The sequence below is a fragment of the Ruegeria sp. AL7 genome (assembly GCF_056536105.1).
Genome location: NZ_JBQFJF010000001.1, coordinates 3,275,001 through 3,295,479 on the forward strand (window position 1 = coordinate 3,275,001; position 20,479 = coordinate 3,295,479).

Here is a 20,479-nt window from a genome sequence, read left to right on the forward strand (position 1 = left end):
AGTCAAATATACTAACCCGAGCGACCTGCGTTGATCAGCTGCACGGCTGGGAGACCATATGGGGTTGCTCAATTGTCCTCGTCCAAGTGGCGGGGGCGGGAAATGTATGTTTTTGGTTCAGAAGAACGATCGCCTTTAGTTACCAGCTGGGTGATCACGATCGACATAGTCGAAGCCTGCAGGCCGAAAGGCCGAAAGGCTTCACGCGCTCAAGTAGCCGAACAGGCGGTAGCGCAACATGTTATGTCTTTCTTTTTCTGGATCAAATCAAGCGCGAGAAGGGCGTTTGGTGAATGCCTTGGCAGCAAGAGGCGATGAAAGACGTGATACTCTGCGATAAGCCATGGGGAGCTGAGAATAAGCTTTGATCCATGGATTTCTGAATGGGGCAACCCACCTGAATGTTTGTTATTGTTGGCACAGCTGATCAATAATGAGCATGACCAGGTACTTAAGACCTGAATACATAGGGTTTTAAGAGCAAACCCGGGGAACTGAAACATCTAAGTACCCGGAGGAAAGGAAATCAATTGATACTCCCCTAGTAGTGGCGAGCGAACGGGGACCAGCCGAGCCGTGAGTGTGAATAGAACCTGTTGGGAAGCAGGACCATAGAGGTGACAGTCCCGTATATGAAGCATGATCGGACGTATTAAGTAGGGCGGAACACGTGAAATTCTGTCTGAAGATCGGAGGACCACCTTCGAAGGCTAAGTACTCCTTGCTGACCGATAGCGAACCAGTACCGTGAGGAAAGGTGAAAAGCACCCCGACGAGGGGAGTGAAACAGTACCTGAAACCGAACGCCTACAATCAGTCGGAGCCTCCTTGCGGGGTGACGGCGTACCTTTTGTATAATGGGTCATCGACTTGGTCTCACGAGCAAGCTTAAGCCGTTAGGTGTAGGCGTAGCGAAAGCGAGTCTTAATAGGGCGAATGAGTTCGTGGGATCAGACCCGAAACCGAGTGATCTAGGCATGGCCAGGTTGAAGGTAAGGTAACACTTACTGGAGGACCGAACCCACATCCGTTGAAAAGGATCGGGATGAGCTGTGCCTAGGGGTGAAAGGCCAATCAAACTCGGAGATAGCTGGTTCTCTGCGAAATCTATTTAGGTAGAGCGTCATCCGAATACCCCGGGGGGTAGAGCACTGGATGGGTAATGGGGCCCCACAGGCTTACTGATCCTAACCAAACTCCGAATACCCGGGAGTACTAGATGGCAGACACACTGCGGATGCTAACGTCCGTAGTGGAGAGGGAAACAACCCTGACCTACAGCTAAGGCCCCCAATTCATGGCTAAGTGGGAAAGCAGGTGGGACGACCAAAACAACCAGGAGGTTGGCTTAGAAGCAGCCATCCTTTAAAGATAGCGTAACAGCTCACTGGTCTAAATAAGTTGTCCTGCGGCGAAGATGTAACGGGGCTCAAGCCATGAGCCGAAGCTTAGGATGCCGTAAGGCATGGTAGCAGAGCGTAGTGTGACATAGAACTCATCCGTATTTGCATCTGTGTTGTGTAACAGCAGCGGGATGTAATGACGGATCGAGTTCTTTCGATGAAGCCGGCCTGTGAGGGATCCGGTGGAGAGATCACTAGTGAGAATGATGACATGAGTAGCGACAAAGAGTGTGAGAGACACTCGCCGAAAGTCAAGGGTTCCTGCTTAAAGCTAATCTGAGCAGGGTAAGCCGGCCCCTAAGCCGAGGCCGAAAGGCGTAGGCGATGGGAACTAGGTTAATATTCCTAGGCCAGGAGGATGTGACGGATCACAGGTGTAGTTCAATCTTATCGGATTGATTGGGCTGCTGAGTGGTTCCTGGAAATAGCCCTCCATCAGACCGTACCCTAAACCGACACAGGTGGACTGGTAGAGCATACCAAGGCGCTTGAGAGAACGATGTTGAAGGAACTCGGCAAAATACCTCCGTAAGTTCGCGAGAAGGAGGCCCGGTTCCTAGGCAACTAGGGGCTGGGGGCACAAACCAGGGGGTGGCGACTGTTTATTAAAAACACAGGGCTCTGCGAAGTCGCAAGACGACGTATAGGGTCTGACGCCTGCCCGGTGCCTGAAGGTTAAAAGGAGAGGTGAGAGCCTTGAATTGAAGCCCAGGTAAACGGCGGCCGTAACTATAACGGTCCTAAGGTAGCGAAATTCCTTGTCGGGTAAGTTCCGACCTGCACGAATGGCGTAACGACTTCCCCGCTGTCTCCAACATCGACTCAGCGAAATTGAATTGCCTGTCAAGATGCAGGCTTCCCGCGGTTAGACGGAAAGACCCCGTGCACCTTTACTACAGCTTCGCACTGGCATCAGGATTGTGATGTGCAGGATAGGTGGTAGGCTTTGAAGCGGAAACGCAAGTATCCGTGGAGCCTCCCTTGAGATACCACCCTTCGCACTCTTGATGTCTAACCGCGGTCCGTTATCCGGATCCGGGACCCTGCGTGGCGGGTAGTTTGACTGGGGCGGTCGCCTCCTAAAGCGTAACGGAGGCGCGCGAAGGTTGGCTCAGAGCGGTCGGAAATCGCTCGTTGAGTGCAATGGCAGAAGCCAGCCTGACTGCAAGACTGACAAGTCGAGCAGAGTCGAAAGACGGCCATAGTGATCCGGTGGTCCCGAGTGGAAGGGCCATCGCTCAACGGATAAAAGGTACGCCGGGGATAACAGGCTGATACTGCCCAAGAGTCCATATCGACGGCAGTGTTTGGCACCTCGATGTCGGCTCATCTCATCCTGGGGCTGGAGCAGGTCCCAAGGGTACGGCTGTTCGCCGTTTAAAGAGGTACGTGAGCTGGGTTTAGAACGTCGTGAGACAGTTCGGTCCCTATCTGCCGTGGGTGTAGGAGACTTGAGAGGAGTTGCCCCTAGTACGAGAGGACCGGGGTGAACGATCCACTGGTGGACCAGTTGTCGTGCCAACGGCAGTGCTGGGTAGCTATGATCGGACAGGATAACCGCTGAAGGCATCTAAGCGGAAGCCCCCTCAAAACAAGGTCTCCCTGAGGGCCGTGGAAGACCACCACGTCAATAGGCCGGAGATGTAAGCGCAGTAATGCGTTCAGTTGACCGGTACTAATCGCCCGATAGGCTTGATTTGATCCAGTAATGGAAAGACAAATCAAAGACATACACACCCTGAGTTGGACAACGTTGATCTGATTAACACAACCGTGCAGGACCGCGCATCCGCTTCGCGAATACGCTGCCTCCTGCCCGTCGCTTTTGCTCCGCAAAAACAGCGACGTGGGGATTTTCCTCGGTTTGGTGGTCATAGCGCAAGTGAAACACCCGGTCCCATCCCGAACCCGGAAGTTAAGCACTGCCGCGCCAATGGTACTTGGGCTTAAGCCCCGGGAGAGTAGGTCACCGCCAAACCTAGCAAAATCCCCAAATCTCTCTAAAACGATGAAAACAAATCTGACTCTGACGCGGGATGGAGCAGCCCGGTAGCTCGTCAGGCTCATAACCTGAAGGTCGTAGGTTCAAATCCTACTCCCGCAACCAATACTTCCAGTCAGATATCAAACACTTAGCCTCGCATCACGCGAGGCTTTTTGTGTTGTGCGACAGCGTGTGGAAGCACTGTGGAAGCAAGCGGGGCAAAAATATCGTGTGGCTGCACAGCAACAGAAATAAATTAGGCAATTTCCCGCAAAAGTGTCGCTATGAGTAGAAAAAGTGTGAAAAAAAGCTACTCAGCAAAAATTCTGTGCTGAGTAGCGTATTATTGCGTTAGTTTTGATACTGTGGCTGGCTTAGTTAAGGTAGCACCGATCCTATCCGTACAACTTAGAGTTTGATCCGTGGCACTATACTGTTTTGGTTAGGTCAAAAAAACAAATTTGTAGTCACGATGCAGAGCGAAACTTTCCGCTTGTATACATACGAGATGCTTCCGACTGGCGGCTCAGCATTCGCTCGTATGCCATACGTTCTTGTTCTAAATCACGTTCTTGATTTTTGTTTGTTTCTTGATCCCGGTTTACCACTTGGTCACTCTCGCGTTCCATTTTTGGTCCTCCCGTCTGTGGATTCACTCTGAAGCAAGACGTCAATTACATCAATACTTGTCTTGACCTCTAGTGTTTATCAGCAAGATATTGTGTCGATATCAAGGAAAAGGTTTTTTATGACAAATCGCGTTGAACTCGTTTTCGGTTTGGTTGGACCGATTGGCTGTCCGATACACGAAGCTGGAGAAATCCTTGCTTCAACTTTAAAAAAGATGGACTACAAACCAATTACCATAAGTCTTAGCAGTGAGATGGACCGGCTGTTGGCCGCAAAGGGCGTAACGATCACCAACCATGGCGATTCAGTTCTTCACACTAAGATAATAAAGGGAAACGAAGTTCGTAGCGCGTTTAAGAACGATGCAGTTTTGGCGTCTGAAGCGATCCGGCAAATAGTCGAGTACCGGAGGTCATACGCTGAAGACGCAGGAGAAAAAGACGAGAAAAAGCTTGATGAGCTGGCTGTTGTTCCTCTGGACGAGCACGCATTCATCATAGACCAACTCAAGCGACCAGAAGAAATCGAACTTCTTGTTAAGGCTTTCGGTAAGCGGTTTGTGCAAGTATCGGTGGTTGCTCCGCTGGAAAAGAGAAAGCAGTCACTGGTGTCTCGCTTGCACTCGACGCAACATGGCTGGGATAACAAAAAATGCGACGCACACGCAGATGAGCTTATCGCGCTCGATCAAAACGAAAAGCTACATGAACGTGGTCAGCGAATCTCGAAGATTTTTCATCTGGGCGATGTCTTCTTCTCTGGGGACACAGAGGCTACTCTTGAAGCTTCAAGCCAACGTTTTGTAAAGGCTTTCTTTGGGCGAAACAACATAGCGCCGACCCGCGACGAATTTGGTAGCTACATGGCCAAAGCAGCATCCCTACGCTCAGTGGATCTTTCACGCCAAGTTGGAGCTGCCATTACCACTCCCGAAGGTGACCTTATCTCAATCGGTTGCAACGAAGTACCGAAGTTCGGCGGCGGCAACTACTGGGACGAAGAAAAAACCAAAATGCGCGACATCGACTTAGGCGGTGAAGCGAACAAAAACGAAATCAACCGCATGATTTTCGACTTCTTGGAAGTCCTGAGAAAACGTGAGCTAATCGCTGATAACCAAAGTGTCGAAGAAATCTTAAGTGACCCTAAACACCGCAAGTCTATCAAAAAGTCCCTTGTTGCAAGCGTCACTGAGTACGGGCGCATGGTACATGCGGAAATGAACGCACTAAGCGACGCAGTGCGCTTGGGACGCTCCGTGAAGGGGGCAACTATCTATGTGACCACCTACCCGTGCCACAATTGCGCAAAACACTTAGTCGCCTCTGGAATAGAACGAATTGTCTTCATTGAGCCATATCCTAAAAGTAAGGCTGAAAGCCTGTTTCAAGATATTGTTGTTCCAGATTCAGCAGATAGGGAAACTGTATCAATTGAGCACTTCTATGGGATTTCACCAAGGCGCTATCGGGACATCTTCGAAAAGGCCAGCCGTCAGAATGATGATGGCGAAGTCGAGCATTGGTATGAAAACGAACGCGCTCCGAGGCTCGGGAATATTGCGGTAGGTGGCACGCCTCGTGAGCTAGTGGCGATCATCGAAAATCTCTATAGTTAATCCGCTTTTGCACCAACTCACCGAGTAGAGCGGATTACACTGACCAAGGTCAGGCGGTTAGTTCGACAGCTGAAGCTGGGCCGGTCAAGTCTGTTTAGCCAAGTGTTCCCTATGTGATTAATTTTTTGATGATTACGCATCACCTATCTAAGAAGTTCTAACAAATTATGTGTCGATTCAACGTAGTCGATATTTACACTGCGCTTTCAAAAGACGCTTTTCGACGGGCATAGTGTTTTCCTTTACAAGCCTTGCCAATACCTCAACGTGATTTTCCATGAACTCAAAAAAGTTGTCCGCTGATACCTCGGAAATCGCGGCTCGGGTGACAAACAATCCCGCAAGCTGCGCATCCAGCTCTCGCATCTTTGCCGCGCGGTTGGCTTCCATCACGTCGTTGGGCAGAACGCCCGCACAGTTCTGCAATAGGTCGTTGCCAACCACAGCCTCAAATTGGTGCCAAAGCTCATGAGTGGGCCACCGGGCGCGGTTTCCGTCTGCGACGGGCAGGCAATAACGAATGCGCCCCAGCGCGTCTGTGAAGGCGTCTCCGATGATGTCGTGCACGTCCTGCCAGTTGCGCATTTCGAAGCGATTGCGGAGTTGCTTGGAACCAAGCCGCATCTCAAAGCGCCAGACCTGACTTGAGGCCCGGTCGGTCAGATCAAGGGGCTGTTTGCCTGCGGCTTCAAGTGCTGCATTCCAGATGGTCAGCCAGCCCATCTTGTTCTGCTGGATCACTTCGGCCCGCTTGTCATAGATAGCCAATTGCCGATTGGCGACTGCCCCGGCCCGCAAACCAACCACACGCGCGCCGCTGGATACCGTCGCGGTCTCATCAACGCCCGTATACTCCGTGACCTTGGTTCCGGGTGGAACCACCAAGCCTTCGCGGTCGGGTTCAAACCAAGGGGCCAGCAAGTCTACGGCGAAGTCAGCCCGTGCGACCCGCAATTGCGTCTCTACATATTTGATCCCAAACGCTTCCATGCATTCGCGAAAGTGTCGCTCGGCCCCTTCAAGGCCGCCTGTGGCGAGGCCAAAAGCGCGGAAATCAAAAGTGATGCCGGGATTGTTTGGAATGCGGTCTTGCGGGTCTTGGAACAGCCACACAGCCCCATGGTCGCCGGTATTAGCGGTGAAGCCTCGCGCGCCCTTGCTGGTCACATTGAGAGACACGGAGCCGAATTCTAGAACGCAATCGCTATAGGTTTCTTTGGCATGCTGTTTGGCGGATGCCAGTTCTTCGCGAAACTCCTCCAGGATATCGGCTTGGATTGTGAACTTCAGCCCATCAAACCCGGAATGCAGGATTGTTGCCTCCATTTGCGCTGACCTTCGCTTTCGTATTCGTGGAGGGGGGTGTTACAAGACCCCCCTCTATCGCGGCATGCCCTGCCGCTGGGATAGTTGGCGATGTGGGGAAAAGATTGCGGGGGCTTTTGCCCCCTTAGTGCCTCCGGCGGAGCAGCATTTGTTTTGGGGCCGGAGCGAAGCCGCTCCGGTGCTGCCACTACCTGGCATTGGTTTGACGGCCAATCCAGATTTCGGCGCGCTCCGCGCATTTGGCGATATTGAGCAGGTCCGAATGGTGGAAGCTGGTCGAACTCCGCCATTCGCCGGTATCGGTCTTGTAAGAGCGGGACATATCGACCGAGTAGAAGCCATCATTGTCCCAGATGGTTGCGGTGATCAGGCCAATCTTGAATTTCTGTGCTGGCTGGTTTGCCATGGTTCAGTGTCTTTCTGTTGATGTTTGTGAAAAGGGGCGCAGGACCGTTTCGCCCGCGCCCCGTCAGAGCCATTCCGGCCCCAAAATCCCGCACGGCGCTGCCAACCCCGTGCGGGCAAAACTCAGACTTGCGAGGTGTTACGGCGGCGGCGACCTTCGGCCCAAATGCGCAGATCGCGACGGCGGTAGCGAACTGACCGGCCCGGTTTGTAGAAGGAAGGGCCAAAGCCTGTGACGCGCCATTTCTGCATGGTGCGCACGCTTTGGCAGAGATAGTCTGCTGCCTCGGTCTCAGTGATAAATCCATCCCAATAGTCTGATGTGGGGATGATCTGCTCGGTGGCGATTGCCTGCTGTTGCATGTTGTTCGTCCTTTCAGTGCAAAATGCTATGGGGCGAACATAGGAGCGCTTGGGTGCGAATTTCGAGCGAAACCGCTGGACGAATTAACCGCGAATTTGAACAACAATTCGTTTAGTAGGCTAAGCGCGCTCACGGATGCAATCTTTTAACTCCCTCATGACGCGCGACGTTGGAATGCTTGGATCGACTTTCCGAAATGCCTCAGTGCAAAAGCGAGCGGCGTTTGTTATCGGCTCGCCTGACGAAGTAACGTCCCGTGTAAACGCCTGACTGGTCGTTCCATCCCAAAGTTCAGCGATGTTACGCATCCATAGACGCAACCCGTATGAGCGGACTTGTCCGGGTCTTCCTTTCGGGAGGTTCGCGCTCTTGTTGCTGGCTGCGATTTCCAATCCTTCAATCACTGAACGCAGCGCTGGAACATCCAAAATCACGCAAGGGACACCAATTTCCAGATGCTTCAAAGACACCGCCAGAGAGGGCTCGCTTGGGGCGGCTAATGATCCAGTAATACTTTTCTCCGCGTCACTATCAGCGTGCCTGTCGAGTTCCGACTGTGCTTTCCATGACAACTGCTCAAGTGAAGATTTCAGCCGATTGGCTTGTTTCGCAATGTCCTTCAGCTCGCGCGCAACGTCGCTGTTTCGAGGAAGGTTCTCATATTTCGCAGTTTCCCAGCGGTACATAGCAGCGCTGTGTTCAAGTTTTTCCGTGAAAACCCCGATGTTCGCAGGGTAGAGCTCCCCAACTTCACAAAGGTATTGAACGTCGTTGGCATCGTATGTGTCGTTGTAGAATCTTGGTGGAACTACTTGGTTTTCGGGTACGATAAGTATGGGACTGCCTCTTCTATCGTGGACGAGCTTAACCGGGTTCCGATTCTTCTTATCTGGGTTTGCCTTTTATCGGGTAAGGCATGCGTCTGGTAGGTATGACGAGGCGCAAAGTATAGCCACTAGTTTGAGAACGGGCGCATACTGCGGTGTAACCCAATGTTGCGCTAACTAGAGGCTGACAGGCCAATAGCTTGAAAGTTTGTTATGCGGGACTTTGCGGCCATTCAATATTTTTGCGAACAGCGTCAATTGCCGGAACGGCACGAAAAGCTCGATGGGTCCCGAGGGTCACCATTGCCGTCATACTTTGCGACTTCCGGATAGGCGCAAATGGGTCTGGCCCCGGCTGGCTGAGCCTGACCGTCTAGCCAAAACGCGATGATCTCGTCAGGTGCTTCACCCGTTTCCGCCCACTTGTCGATCTCGGTAAGGAAATTCACCCACGACGGGCCGGGGCCTCCAAAACAATGTTCCACTCCGGGCATCATGAACAGGCGGACATCCTCGGCGGCGCTCGGATCATGCGCGATTACGTCGTCATAGTAGCCAACCATCGCCAGCCCGGATTGCGCGTTGTCGGACCAGCCGGAATACAACAGCATCTTGCCCCCGCGCCCACGAAACTCAGAAAGATCAGGGTTAGTTGCATTCAAGGTTTCCGCTGCTGCTGATGAATCCTTCGCGTAGGTTCTGAAATCGAAATTCTCGTATGTCCAAGTCGGGTCGTGATAGACGAAGCTCTGCATGATCCCGTTGCCAAAGCTGAAGAAGGCGTTCGGCGAGACCGGAGCCTCGAATCCGCCGGATCCGACGCCTTCCTGAAAATCTCCTTCATCTTCCTGATATTTTAGGCCGCCGGTCAGCCAGCGACTCCAGCCGCCTTCGGCAGTCTCACCGCCAAACGGAAACCCGAAATAAAGTTGATTGCCGTCGGTGTCCCTTGGCCCTTCGTAAACGACCTTGAATGCTGCAACTTCCTCGGCGCTCAAGCAGACTTCGGATTTTTCAGCATCGCATTGGAGGCTGGACACGTCGAACTTGCACTGGCGCGGGTCATTGAGAATACCGTCTTCGAGTCCATCCAACCCATCGCAAGCGGCCAGATAGGATGTCTCAACCAATTTCTGGGCCTTCGGACCCAGAACCGCTTGTTCCAAGTCCTTGGGATCAGGGTACATCACCTGATTGATGCTGGTCGCCTGCACCGCAATTCCCGTCCAATCAATGGCGTAGGCGCCAGCGGCAACCGCGTCGAAATCCTCGGGATAGCGTAGAGCGGACATGATTGCCTGACCCCCGCCCCGCGAGCAACCTGTGAAGTAGCTCCGGGCAATCGATGTCTCGTAGTATGAGTTGATAAGGGCTTTGGCCGTGACCGCCGTTCGGTGTACCGCCAGATGCCCGAAGTTGACCAAGGCTTCCAAATCATTGAGGGCCCAGCTGGCGTCTGCTGGGTGGCCCTGATGCCCTGTATCGGTACCAACCGTCGCATAGCCAGATTGAAGTGCTCCGTACAGAAGCGCTGTATTCATCACGGACCCGACAAAACCACCCCCGCCACCCATGACGAATTTGCTGTTCCAATTGTCTGGAAGCAGTAGCTCGAAATGTATCTTGCTACCGATCACACCCTCGACCCTGCAATGCGGCACGGGGTCTGCCAACGGCTCCACCGAAACAAGGCGAAGTTCTGGAAGCGGATCAAAACGCTTTTTCTCGCACTCAGCCTCACTTGCGAGGACCGGAGCTCCCGTCGACACAATCCAGGCAAGAATGAGCGCGCAGGTCCGTTGTATAAAACTGGGATTCGGAAACAGCTGCCAGAGAGATACCCGCATCACATACCTTTTGGAAAATGGTGATTTCTCCGGCACCCTAACACGCGACAGGAACCTAACAACAGACGTCAAGGGTAAGATCAAGGCCCGCTCTGGGCTCAGACCCGTCATTCGAGAAATCGGCTTGAGGCGTAGCTTTACCCTACCCGGGGTATACCCGGCCCCGCGTATACCCCGGGTAGGGAGGAAATCCCTATGTAACGTATTGTATACGTAGACGCCCTACGTAATGTAGCCCGCCTATGTATACGTTTATGGGGCCGGTCCCGCAAAATGCCTTACCTAACTAGGCGCAGCCCATGGCTGGGTTCCTGCGCACCGACGAATGTGTTGAGCCGCGCGGCGTTTTCTTCCGCCGCTCGCCGTACCGGATCATCAGCCAGATGCGCATACCGCATCGTGGTTTGAATCTGACTGTGACCTAGCAGCCGACCGACCATCTGGATTGGCATGCCCGACGACACGGCATTCGACGCATAGGTGTGGCGTAGGTCATGAATACGAACATCATTCAAACCGGCCCGCTTACGTATACGACGCCATGGTTTTTGCAGGTCGGTCGCGTAATGGCCGGGAACAGCCCCGGCTATAACGTAAGTGTTGTCAGGAAGCCGTGGCAGCGCGCTCAGAACCGCTCGGGCCGCTTGGGGCAGGGGAATCCGCCGCGCGCCTGTTTTGGTGTCTGGAAGCTCCATTCCGGCGTCTGTGATGAAGGACCATTGCAAGGTTTGGATTTCACCAAGGCGGCATCCAGTCAGGATCAGTAATCGGAAGGCAGCGACAACAAAGGGCGTCTCCGATCCATCCTGCTCCGAATCCGTCAGAGCCTGTCCGAGTCGTTGCAATTCGTCTGGGCTCAGAAACCGTTCTCGTTTCTCTTCGCGGTACTTCGGGACATGGCGACAGGGGTTTGATCCGTCAGGCCGCAAGCCCCAGATTTCCGCGAGATTGAACATCTTGGACAACACGCCCAATGTCCGATTGGCTTGATAGGGTTTGCCCCGAAACTTGTGGTGCAACTCGGCTATGTCTTTTCGTTCCACATCGACCACTTTGAAGCTGCCAATGGCCGGAACAATGAATAGGTCGATGGCCCTGCGGTATTCCCCTTGGGTGGACGGCTTGCAGCGCTCCTTGACGTGAGAGTCAAAGAACCGCTCACACAGGGCAGCGACCGTGGGCGCACGGCGATGCTGTGCAATTTCTTCGGCTGGGTTCTCGCCCTTGGCGACTTGGCCCATCAGTTCCTTGGCCAGTTTGCGCGCCTCGTCGACCGTGATCTTGCCATGTCGACCGATGGAAACGCGCCGTGTCCGTCCGCCTTTGCGATACTGAGCTTGATAGGTCTTGGCCCCGGAGGGCATCACACGCACCCCGAACCCGGCTATCTGGCCGTCCCAGACAAAGTAATCTTTCGCCTCAACAGGCAGGGCTTCTACGGCACGTTTGGTCAGTTTGGGCATCCCTCATCCTTTCTCTTTCATCGCCCCGTGGAAGCATTGTGGAAGCAACTGGAAGCGGCTCATGGCGTAAGGGGTAGGAATGAAGGGTGGCGGTCGTCAATAATAAATAAACAATTCCAATAAGATAGATTAAGTCAGCGTTTTCGGGCGTAGTTGGGGCAGGTGGGCGTAAGCTATCTCATAACCTGAAGGTCGCAGGTTCAAATCCTGCTCCCGCAACCACTTCGGTCGAACAGAGTCTCGAACAAGCCGCCTCAGGGCGGCTTTGTTCATTCTGGGCCAACCCAATCATCGCTGCCAGGACACCCTCCAGTTCGATCTGGACGCCATCCCGTTCATGTTTGATCGTAACACGTTCAATCAGGCCCCGGATAATCTCCAAGGCCCCGGTGCGGATCGACGGATCCGATAGCGCCTGTGCCAGATCTGCTGAGCAGCCTCATCTGACTGGTCCAAGTTGATTGTTAGTGCATCATCGGCCTGTGATTCATCGGGATGATGGTTTCAGGTGCCGGCGGGTGATAGCCCAGTGCACTGTGGGGGCGTTTTGTATTGTAGTGTCTCCTCCATTGTTCGATCAGGATTTGTGCTTCGCGCAGGCTGTAGAAGATTTCGCCGTTGAGTAGTTCGTCCCTGAACCGGCCATTGAAACTTTCACAGTATCCGTTCTCCCACGGGCTGCCAGGTTCGATGTAAGCCGTCTTGGCGCCGACGGCGGCGATCCAGTCTCGGACGGCCTGGGCGACAAATTCCGGCCCGTTATCCGAACGTATGAAACCGGGTGCGCCACGAAGGATGAACAGATCCGTCAGGGCGTCGATCACGTCGACCGAGTTCAGCTTGCGCTTCACTCTAATCGCCAGGCACTCCCGGCTGTGCTCATCAAGGATGTTCAGCGTCCGAAAAGCTTTGCCATCGTCGGTTCGACAATGGACGAAATCATAGCTCCATACATGATTGCGATACTCCGGCCTCAGCCGAACACACGACCCATCCACTGCCCGGCAGTCGATACGCAGTATCGATGAGAGGGGTTCAGCCAAAGCCGTCCTTTCTTCGGTTGTTTCACTGGCACTTTCAGCCCCTCTCGTCGCCAAAGCCGTTCAATTCGCCCATCGCTGACAGACCATCCAGCCTCTCTCAGCAATGCAGCGATCCTGCGATAGCCATATCGGCCGTATTGACGGGTCAGCTCGATCATGTCGGCCACCAATCGGTCTTCGTCTGCGCGACCTTGTGGGACACGCCGTTGCGTGGATCTGTGTTGTCCAAGCACGCGGCAGGCGCGTCTCTCGGAAACGTTCAATTGGTTGCGAACATGGTCAATACAAGCACGACGACGAGCGGAGCTCAGTAGTTTCCCTTCGCGGCTTCCGTCAGGATCAGCTTGTCCAACGTCAGATCGGATACCGCACGTCGCAGTCGCTCATTCTCTTTCTGAAGCCGTTTCAGTTCTTTCAACTGATCTACGCCCATTCCGCCGTACTTCTTGCGCCAGCGGTAATAGGTTTGTTCAACAACGCCGATCTGCCTGATCGCATCAAGACGGGACATGCCTTGCCCCATCAGAACTTCAACCTGCCGTAACTTCGAGACAATCTCTTCGGGCTTCGGTCGCTTGTTTGCCATTCGTGGTCCTCCGTTTCCTAAACATAGCGGTGGACCAGTTCAGTTGGGGAGGCTCACTCATTCTAGCTGGATGTGGAGGGATGGTAGCTGGAGCAACACCTATCGCGCATTTGGTGCCGATGAAGAGTTGTCTGAGTTAAACGCCAATCTCACAAAGTTGGCGGATGAAATAACTCAGCAGGTATTGTTGATTGACCAGTTGGAGGAAAGGGTAAGAACGCAAACTGGAACTGAAAATGCAATGCAAACCCTCCTCGAAGAGTTTGAATGCTCCCTCGAATAGGATGCTAGATTTACTGCTTTGGCGTTAGTGCTCATTCTCCGGCCAAGTCCGATCCCTGGCAACAGCGCCAGTCGCTGCGTTATAGTAACCCGAAAGCAGATATCCGTCGGGTCAGCAAACCGGATTGTTCGTCAAGTTCAGACGCGCGCACAGCCTACCACTAGGCGTATCATTCTTTCCGCCAGCGACTTATCACATCCCCAAAAGTAAATTCGCGCCAAGGTTCCTGCCATTCTTTGTGGAAGCGAACGCCTTGGGATTGTGGCTCGGGATTCTGCATCGGCATCTGCACAATCGCTGGCAGCAACACAGCATCTCCGACAACGACACATTCACCAGGGGCAAGATTGGGTAAGATGTCCGTAATGCCGCTGGAGTTGTCCGGAAAGAGCCGCTTCACATAGTTTTGGTCGGTATTGTTGGTCAGCCGAAGCGCCAAAAAATTGTTGCATTGCGCGAAGATAGTCTCCGAAACCTCTGACGGTCGCTTGCTCACAACCATCAAACTGAGCCCGTACTTTCTTCCTTCTTTTGCAATGCGCTCCAACGATTTTCTAGAAGAACGATATGCAGCGTCGTCTCTCTGAGGGATGTAGTTATGAGCTTCCTCGCAGACAAGCATGACTGGTACATCATTCAGTAATTCTTGTCTTTGTAGCAGCTTCGAGTAGTGAAAACAGAAATCGAAGATCAGTCGAGAAACTAGGCTCACCGTAATACTCAACACCTCAAATGGTATGCCACTTAGGTCGACAATGGTGACATTGGATCGATTGAGGTAACCGATGAATTGCTTCATGATTTGTTCAAAGTCATCAGTCTGGAAACACTTCCCATCATCTTTCTTGGCTTGTAGCAAGAAGCGTAGGCGCTTGTCGGAGAGTTTGGTTTCAAGACGTGAGAGGAAGCGATTGAATTCTCCATAAAACGGACCGCTGGTTGCCTTATCCGCTTTGGCCGTGGATGTCGGGACGAAAGTACATGAGTTTTCGAAGTAATGAAGTTTTCGATCTTCTATTAGTGTTCCATCAGAAAGCTTGGGTTTGTTCTCGCCGTCCAGTCGACCGATGACCTCACGGTTCATGTTGTCGATGTACCGGTGTACCTCCGTGATCGAAAAGTAGACCGGTGTGTCGTAGGGTCAGGATTCATAACCAATAGATGACGGTTGCGTTGCTTTCGACCTGGGATGCAGGCGCTTATTCCTTTGTCTTTCAACGCGTCTCGGAACCGGTCTGCATCATAGCCGCGATCCCCGAGCAGCCAGTCGACTTCTGGTATGCTGCTCATTAGCGCTCGCGCACCGATGTAGTCACTGACTTGGCCAGCGGTGACAAAAAGGCTGATCGGTCGCCCTTGGCTGTCACAGATAGCATGCAGTTTAGTATTCATGCCGCCCTTGGTTCGGCCAATCAGGCGGCCACGCCCCCCTTTTTCGCGGCCCTGCTGGTCGCGGTGCGATGTGCTTTCAGATAGGTCGCGTCCACTGCCCGGCAGGGCATTGCGGAGCAATGTCCCGAGAGGGGATCATCACGGTCTTTTCCTCGCCGTGTTCGGCGGCCAGGCCGGTCATCATCCGCGCGAAGATGCCTTTCTCACTCCAACGCTTCCACCGGCTATAAAGCGTCTTGTGCGGTCCGTATTCTTTGGGAGCGTCTCGCCACCGCAACCCATTGCGATTGATGAAGATAATCCCGCTCAGCACCCTCTTGTCATCGACCCGTGGCTTGCCGTGCGACCGCGGGAAGAAAGGGGAAAATTTGGCCATCTGCTCGTCGGTCAGCCAGAAAAGGTCGCTCATATCACCACTCCATTTTTCGAGCCGTGAATCATGCAGCGCCTTGAGAATCAATGCATCCTGACCCTAATCGGGAAGAAAACGACAGCTGTCAAATCAAGACCCGCCAACCGCTGAAGCCGAGTTCCGCAAAACATGGAAAGCAACGCGGCAACACCTCATTGCCCAAGGCCTAAATTGGATCACCAGGTCTTTTTAAGTGATGGATATTTGAAACTCTCATTCCTCGGACCCGGACAATCGGCCGGAAAATCATCAGACCTAAGCCCGATGTAGCGAAGCCGGGCCCGGGATATTCTGCCTCCAATACAGGATAACGCCTCGAACAGGATTGGAGACGAGAATGAATAACCGGAAAAGAACTGGTCAGCTTCTCAGCACGGTAGCGCTGGCGTCGCTGATTGTGATGACACCCTATGTGCCGGCTTTTGACGCAGACGGTCATCTGCGGTTGGAACCTGCTTACGCGTTTGCAAAGAGCGGGAAAGGGAGTGACGGCAACGGCGGGGATGATGACCATGACAGCAATTCCGGGTCGGGCAGCGGCGGTGATCGTGACGACAATTCCGGATCGGGTAAAGGTGGTCACGATGATGATGACGACGACGATGATGATGATGCCGATGGTTCGTCACGCTCGGGCCGGGGCGATAAGAAGGACCGGTCCCAGTCTGGGGGGCAGTCATCGGGGTCGGCTGGAATAACAAAGGTCGAGACAAGCGCGAGCGGCATAGAAGTACGCTATGCTGACGGCACCAAGGAAGAGATTGAAAACGGCCGGTACGAAAGAAAGAACGCGCAGAACCGAACAGTCGAGGAACGACCGGCCACCGGTGCCGACGTTTCGCGCCTTCGGTCACTGGCAAACGGTATCTCAATCGACAGCGTGCGCTCGCCCGGGCAGAGTGGTGGCGCTGGAAGTAACCCGGCAAAAATCGAAATTCAGGGCAACAATATCGAAGTCAGTTACGCAAACGGCTGGAAAGAAGAGATCGAGGGCGGGCGTTACGAGTTGAAAGACCCGTTCAACCGGACCGTCGTAGAAAGAACCGCAACTGCGGCGGATCGCAGCAGACTTCAGGCGATTGCCAACTGAGTAACTAATTTTGACGATTGTGCGGGGCGGTTTCTTTTCTTGAGAGACCGCCCCGGTCTTTGAGCGCCTGACCCCTAGTCTTTCTTGTTCCAGGCCTCATGCGCGATAAGAGCGGCCTCCACCCGGTTTCGCGCATGGAGCTTGGACAGGATCGCCGTCATGTAATGCTTGACGGTTTTCTCCTGTATTCCCAACTCATCGGCTATTTCCCGATTGCTCAGCCCTTTGGCGACGCGTCTTAGGATTTCTTCTTCGCGATGGGTAAGATCATCTATGGCGTCAGCTTCTTGCTGCGACCCGTTTCTGCGATTGATCTGAAGCAGCATACGCGAAGCAAGACCCGGCGAGACGAACCCTTCGCCCGAGGCGATACTGCGCAGCGAAGCTGTCAATTCGCGTGCTGTCACGCCCTTGACGATATAGCCAATGGCACCCGCCTCCAAAGCGTCTGCAACGTCACTGCTGTTTTCAGAGACCGTCAATATCGCAATGAAAGGCGGGTTTGCCATTTCAGCAATTCGACGGGTCGCGCTAATGCCGCCACCGGGCATCGACAGGTCGAGGATGGCGATGTCAGGCTGATGGGTTCGGACAAGGGAAACGGCCTCATCCGCATTTGATCCGGCGGCGAGAACCTTGAAGCCGTCGGCTTCCTCTAAAGTGCGGTGCAAACCGTCCCTGAAAATCGGGTGATCATCTGCGATAACGACGGATGTTGTCATGATGCACTCATCTTTCTGGGAAACAATGTCATAGCAACGGTGGTGCCCTCGCCCGGGGTTGATGTCACCTCGAACCGGCCACCGATGCTTTCGACCCGGTCACGCAAGCCGACAAGGCCCTGGCCCCCGTCCTCACGCAGAACCGTCTCGCCGGAGGGGGCGAACCCGGGGCCGTCGTCGCTGACCTGAACGGTGATGCGATCACCTTGTACGTTGCAGGTGACAGTGCACTGGGACGCGGGCGCATATCTTGCGGCATTGGAAAGCGTTTCCTGCAGGAACCGGAAAACGCACAACTTGCCCGAGATCGACAAGTCGGGCGACGGATTGCCCTGAAAGGAAATACCGGGGCGAAAAGGGCTGTGTTCAGAATGGTCCTCGACAGCTCTTTTTACCACATCAACGAGCGCCAGATTTTCGATGTCTGGCGCGAACAACCCCCGTGACAAGGCGCGAATTTCTGCCAAAGACTTCTGCAAAGATTGCTGAATTTCTTCGGCCTCGGTGGGCATCTCCGGCTTGTCGCCGAATGCAGCCTCCAGTCGAAGGGCGGCGAGGGACAGGTATTGGGCAGGGCCGTCATGCAGTTCCGCGCCGAGTTTCCTGAGGAACCTGTCCGTTTGCGCAGCATATCTTTCCGATGCATCAATGACGCGCGACCGCAGCATGGCATTCTGTGCGGCCATCTTTTCACTTTCGGCAAGACGATCATTCAGAAGGCGCCCTTGCCGTCGAATGGTGTTGTCGCCGATTGCGACAATGGAAAACAGAACAATCGTGCTTGCCGCAAAGGCCGAGCCAACGATCAACCAGCTTGTTCTTCTGGCTCTGGCCATGTCCAGTTCCAGCTGATCGGCCTTTTCATAAAACTCGGCGACCGCGATGATTTTCCCCGACCAGATTTCGCGAATGGGGCTGTAGACTTCCAGCAATGGAATGCCAAGCGCAGCCTCTGCCGCGCTTTCTTCGTCGTCCAGCTCTTCAAATGAGCCCGAGATTTCTCCAGCCCATGCGCGTTTCAGGTCATCTGTCGGCTCGAAGCGGCGACCGATGATGGCGGAATCCGATGCGTATGCAATCTCGCCATCCTGTTTCCAGAACTTGTACGAGGCAATGCGTTCGCGCATCGGCTGGGTCATGAAAATCTCGTCCAGCGCCCGGCTGGCCTGTTCGGAAAGGCGGTCTCCATGCGCCAGCTCCTGGCTGAGTGGGGACAAAATGCTTTCCATGTACAATGCCGCAGAGTTGGCGGAATTTTGTACAACCGCATTTTCGATCCGGTTCGATACCCAGTGACCAACAAACACCGTTGCAGTCCCCATGACCACAACACTTGCCGCGAGAAAAACGCGCGACAAAGACCAGTTGCCAATTGTCAGGTCGGTAATTTTGGGTCTCATTTCGCAATCGACTATGAACGACAATTGTTTGACGCGCTACAGACCATGGTCTGATGCGCTTCTCCAATGTTCCAAACCTGATGCGCAGATCGGGACTTGGCCCTTTTGGGTGCACCCCGGCAGGTTTCCGCGTCCCGATCCCAGTCCCGGTTCAACGGGTTTTCAAACACTCCGACAGGGTTTGCGCCATGTTACGAATGACTTGCGGGTACAGAGACGGCCCGGGTTCCAGAGCCGAGCCCAGTGGATCGATCACACCGGATTGTGCCGATGTTCCATCCAACACGGTTTCGACGATGCCCGGATTGAACTGTGGTTCAGACAATACGCAGTTGATGCCTTCGGCGTGAATGCGACCTTGAATGGCGGCAACTCGCGCGGGGCTTGGGTCGGACGCGTCGCTCAGGGAAATCGCGCCCGATGCAGGGAAACCAAACGCAACCTCAAAATACTGGTAGGCATCATGAAACACGATGAAGCTGCCGCCGCGAACCGGTTCAAGCAACTCTTTCACTTCTGCGGAAAGCACGTTCATTTCTTCGCGCGCCGCTTCGGCATTTGCTAAATACGCAGCGGCGTTGTCGGGATCCGCTGACGACAGTTGATCCGCGATCAGGGTCAGCCAGGCTTTGGCATTCGTTGGCGAAAGCCAGGCATGTGGGTCATGAGAGTCATGATCATCATGGCCTTCGTGATCGCCATGGTCGTCATGGTCTTCGTGACCCGCATCGTCCGCGTGATCATGCGCCTCAAACAATGCGTCTTCCCGGAACTCAAGAAGCCCCGTACCCTTTGCGTCCAATAGGGCTGTGGCGGTCGCACCTTGGGCAAGAGTTTCTATCGCACTTTCCAGCCAGGGTGTCAGGTCTTCTCCTACCCAGAACACCAGATCGGCGTTTTGCAACGCGGCTGCCTCGGACGGGCGCAGATTGTATTCATGCGGCGAGGCACCCGGTGCGACGATCAGGGCAGGTGTTCCCACACCCGCCATGACACGGGCCACCAGCGAATGAACCGGGGCAATGTCCGCGGCAACGTTTGGCGCATCTGCGCGGGCCGGTCCACCCAGCAGTGCAACTGTGATAGATAATGGAAGAAGAAGCGTTCTGGACATCGGGCCCTCTGTGTGATTTTATAACATTTCAAGCGGCAATACATGATATGTAATAACATGACAAGTGATGTGCACCCAGTTATTGGCAAAGACGCGGCTCCGGTCGGGTTTCAGGAACATGACCACCAGAGCTGCGTCGCAACGGCTCTGACATCCGCCGAAGTCCGGTGCAAAGCGGAAGGGCTGCGGCTGACGCCGGTTCGGCGCAAGGTTCTTGAGATGTTATTGCACGAACATCGCGCCCAAGGTGCCTATGCAATCCTTGACCGGTTGCGCGACGAAGGGTTCGGGTCCCAGCCTCCGGTCGCTTATCGGGCGCTGGAGTTTCTTGTACAAAACGGATTTGTCCACAAGATCGAGCGGCTGAACGCGTTTGTCGCCTGCTCTCATCCCGGTGCGGCGCATTCACCTGCTTTCATGATCTGCCGAAAATGCGACGCCGTAGCCGAGGCGCAATCTGCCCCGTCCAAAGGTGTTCTTGGCGCTGCCGCGCGCGCGGCGGGTTTCGAGATCGAGCGAACGGTTGTAGAGGCTGAAGGTCTCTGCCCCGACTGCACCGAAAAGGCATAA

At 54.1% G+C, this 20,479-nt stretch carries 13 protein-coding genes, 1 tRNA gene, 2 rRNA genes and 2 pseudogenes; 6 read left to right on the plus strand and 12 right to left on the minus strand.

Annotated elements, in window-relative coordinates:
* Positions 1-265 precede the first annotated feature (265 nt).
* The 4 genes from ACR3E2_RS16445 (at position 266) to ACR3E2_RS16460 (ending at position 5,635) form a co-directional block, all read left to right on the plus strand.
* Positions 266-3,103: ribosomal RNA gene (locus ACR3E2_RS16445) — 23S ribosomal RNA — on the plus strand.
* Between the two features lie 163 nt (positions 3,104-3,266).
* Positions 3,267-3,381 (plus strand): 5S ribosomal RNA (rrf, locus tag ACR3E2_RS16450).
* Positions 3,382-3,433: 52 nt separating this feature from the next.
* Positions 3,434-3,510: transfer RNA gene (locus tag ACR3E2_RS16455), tRNA-Met, on the plus strand.
* Positions 3,511-4,135: 625 nt separating this feature from the next.
* A complete protein-coding gene (locus ACR3E2_RS16460) occupies positions 4,136-5,635 on the plus strand; it encodes an anti-phage dCTP deaminase (RefSeq protein WP_480484841.1) in 1,500 nt (499 codons plus the stop codon).
* 177 nt (positions 5,636-5,812) lie between these two features.
* On the opposite strand, the gene ACR3E2_RS16465 is transcribed toward ACR3E2_RS16460, so the two are convergent.
* From ACR3E2_RS16465 to ACR3E2_RS16505, 9 genes and pseudogenes are all read right to left on the minus strand, one after another.
* Entirely contained in the window at positions 5,813-6,961 is a 1,149-nt protein-coding gene (locus ACR3E2_RS16465) for a hypothetical protein (protein ID WP_480484840.1), read from the minus strand.
* 187 nt (positions 6,962-7,148) lie between these two features.
* Complete coding sequence (locus ACR3E2_RS16470) at positions 7,149-7,367, minus strand: hypothetical protein (RefSeq protein ID WP_480474874.1); 219 nt, start codon at positions 7,365-7,367, stop codon at positions 7,149-7,151.
* A gap of 122 nt (positions 7,368-7,489) precedes the next feature.
* Entirely contained in the window at positions 7,490-7,729 is a 240-nt protein-coding gene (locus ACR3E2_RS16475) for a helix-turn-helix domain-containing protein (protein WP_480474875.1), read from the minus strand.
* A gap of 120 nt (positions 7,730-7,849) precedes the next feature.
* The gene (locus ACR3E2_RS16480) at positions 7,850-8,416 is read right to left on the minus strand and encodes a hypothetical protein (RefSeq protein ID WP_480484839.1); all 567 of its coding nucleotides are present in this window, start codon (positions 8,414-8,416) and stop codon (positions 7,850-7,852) included.
* 395 nt (positions 8,417-8,811) lie between these two features.
* A complete protein-coding gene (locus ACR3E2_RS16485) occupies positions 8,812-10,515 on the minus strand; it encodes a tannase/feruloyl esterase family alpha/beta hydrolase (RefSeq protein ID WP_480492800.1) in 1,704 nt (567 codons plus the stop codon).
* Between the two features lie 167 nt (positions 10,516-10,682).
* Positions 10,683-11,867 carry a tyrosine-type recombinase/integrase gene (locus ACR3E2_RS16490; protein ID WP_480484837.1) on the minus strand — a complete coding sequence of 395 codons (1,185 nt, stop codon included), beginning with the start codon at positions 11,865-11,867 and terminating at the stop codon, positions 10,683-10,685.
* A gap of 464 nt (positions 11,868-12,331) precedes the next feature.
* Positions 12,332-13,496, minus strand: a pseudogene (locus tag ACR3E2_RS16495) (IS3 family transposase).
* Positions 13,497-13,948: 452 nt separating this feature from the next.
* On the minus strand, positions 13,949-14,863 hold the full coding sequence (locus ACR3E2_RS16500) for an ATP-binding protein (RefSeq protein WP_480484836.1): 915 nt from the start codon (positions 14,861-14,863) through the stop codon (positions 13,949-13,951).
* Between the two features lie 80 nt (positions 14,864-14,943).
* A pseudogene (locus tag ACR3E2_RS16505) lies at positions 14,944-15,580 on the minus strand (IS5 family transposase); the annotation flags it as partial.
* Between the two features lie 340 nt (positions 15,581-15,920).
* Here ACR3E2_RS16505 and ACR3E2_RS16510 point away from each other — a divergent pair.
* Positions 15,921-16,673, plus strand: a complete 753-nt coding sequence (locus ACR3E2_RS16510; RefSeq protein WP_480484835.1) for a hypothetical protein — start codon at positions 15,921-15,923, stop codon at positions 16,671-16,673.
* Between the two features lie 74 nt (positions 16,674-16,747).
* Here the strand turns inward: ACR3E2_RS16510 and ACR3E2_RS16515 are convergent, their stop codons facing one another.
* From ACR3E2_RS16515 to ACR3E2_RS16525, 3 genes are all read right to left on the minus strand, one after another.
* Positions 16,748-17,395 carry a response regulator gene (locus tag ACR3E2_RS16515; protein ID WP_480484834.1) on the minus strand — a complete coding sequence of 216 codons (648 nt, stop codon included), beginning with the start codon at positions 17,393-17,395 and terminating at the stop codon, positions 16,748-16,750.
* Positions 17,392-18,795: a sensor histidine kinase gene (locus ACR3E2_RS16520; RefSeq protein ID WP_480484833.1), complete on the minus strand. Its 1,404-nt coding sequence runs from the start codon at positions 18,793-18,795 to the stop codon at positions 17,392-17,394. Before ACR3E2_RS16520 ends, ACR3E2_RS16515 begins: the two co-directional genes overlap by 4 nt.
* Positions 18,796-18,946: 151 nt before the next feature.
* Entirely contained in the window at positions 18,947-19,909 is a 963-nt protein-coding gene (locus ACR3E2_RS16525; protein ID WP_480484832.1) for a zinc ABC transporter substrate-binding protein, read from the minus strand.
* Between the two features lie 57 nt (positions 19,910-19,966).
* Here ACR3E2_RS16525 and ACR3E2_RS16530 point away from each other — a divergent pair, with 57 nt between their 5' ends.
* Entirely contained in the window at positions 19,967-20,479 is a 513-nt protein-coding gene (locus tag ACR3E2_RS16530; protein ID WP_480484831.1) for a Fur family transcriptional regulator, read from the plus strand.

Coding starts and splice junctions, on each gene's coding strand:
- ACR3E2_RS16460 (WP_480484841.1), top strand. CDS start 4,136: ATGACAAATCGCGTTGAACTCGTTTTCGGTTTGGTTGGACCGATTGGC.
- ACR3E2_RS16465 (WP_480484840.1), bottom strand. CDS start 6,961: ATGGAGGCAACAATCCTGCATTCCGGGTTTGATGGGCTGAAGTTCACA.
- ACR3E2_RS16470 (WP_480474874.1), bottom strand. CDS start 7,367: ATGGCAAACCAGCCAGCACAGAAATTCAAGATTGGCCTGATCACCGCA.
- ACR3E2_RS16475 (WP_480474875.1), bottom strand. CDS start 7,729: ATGCAACAGCAGGCAATCGCCACCGAGCAGATCATCCCCACATCAGAC.
- ACR3E2_RS16480 (WP_480484839.1), bottom strand. CDS start 8,416: ATGTACCGCTGGGAAACTGCGAAATATGAGAACCTTCCTCGAAACAGC.
- ACR3E2_RS16485 (WP_480492800.1), bottom strand. CDS start 10,515: ATGACGGGTCTGAGCCCAGAGCGGGCCTTGATCTTACCCTTGACGTCT.
- ACR3E2_RS16490 (WP_480484837.1), bottom strand. CDS start 11,867: ATGCCCAAACTGACCAAACGTGCCGTAGAAGCCCTGCCTGTTGAGGCG.
- ACR3E2_RS16500 (WP_480484836.1), bottom strand. CDS start 14,863: ATGAACCGTGAGGTCATCGGTCGACTGGACGGCGAGAACAAACCCAAG.
- ACR3E2_RS16510 (WP_480484835.1), top strand. CDS start 15,921: ATGAATAACCGGAAAAGAACTGGTCAGCTTCTCAGCACGGTAGCGCTG.
- ACR3E2_RS16515 (WP_480484834.1), bottom strand. CDS start 17,395: ATGACAACATCCGTCGTTATCGCAGATGATCACCCGATTTTCAGGGAC.
- ACR3E2_RS16520 (WP_480484833.1), bottom strand. CDS start 18,795: ATGAGACCCAAAATTACCGACCTGACAATTGGCAACTGGTCTTTGTCG.
- ACR3E2_RS16525 (WP_480484832.1), bottom strand. CDS start 19,909: ATGTCCAGAACGCTTCTTCTTCCATTATCTATCACAGTTGCACTGCTG.
- ACR3E2_RS16530 (WP_480484831.1), top strand. CDS start 19,967: ATGACAAGTGATGTGCACCCAGTTATTGGCAAAGACGCGGCTCCGGTC.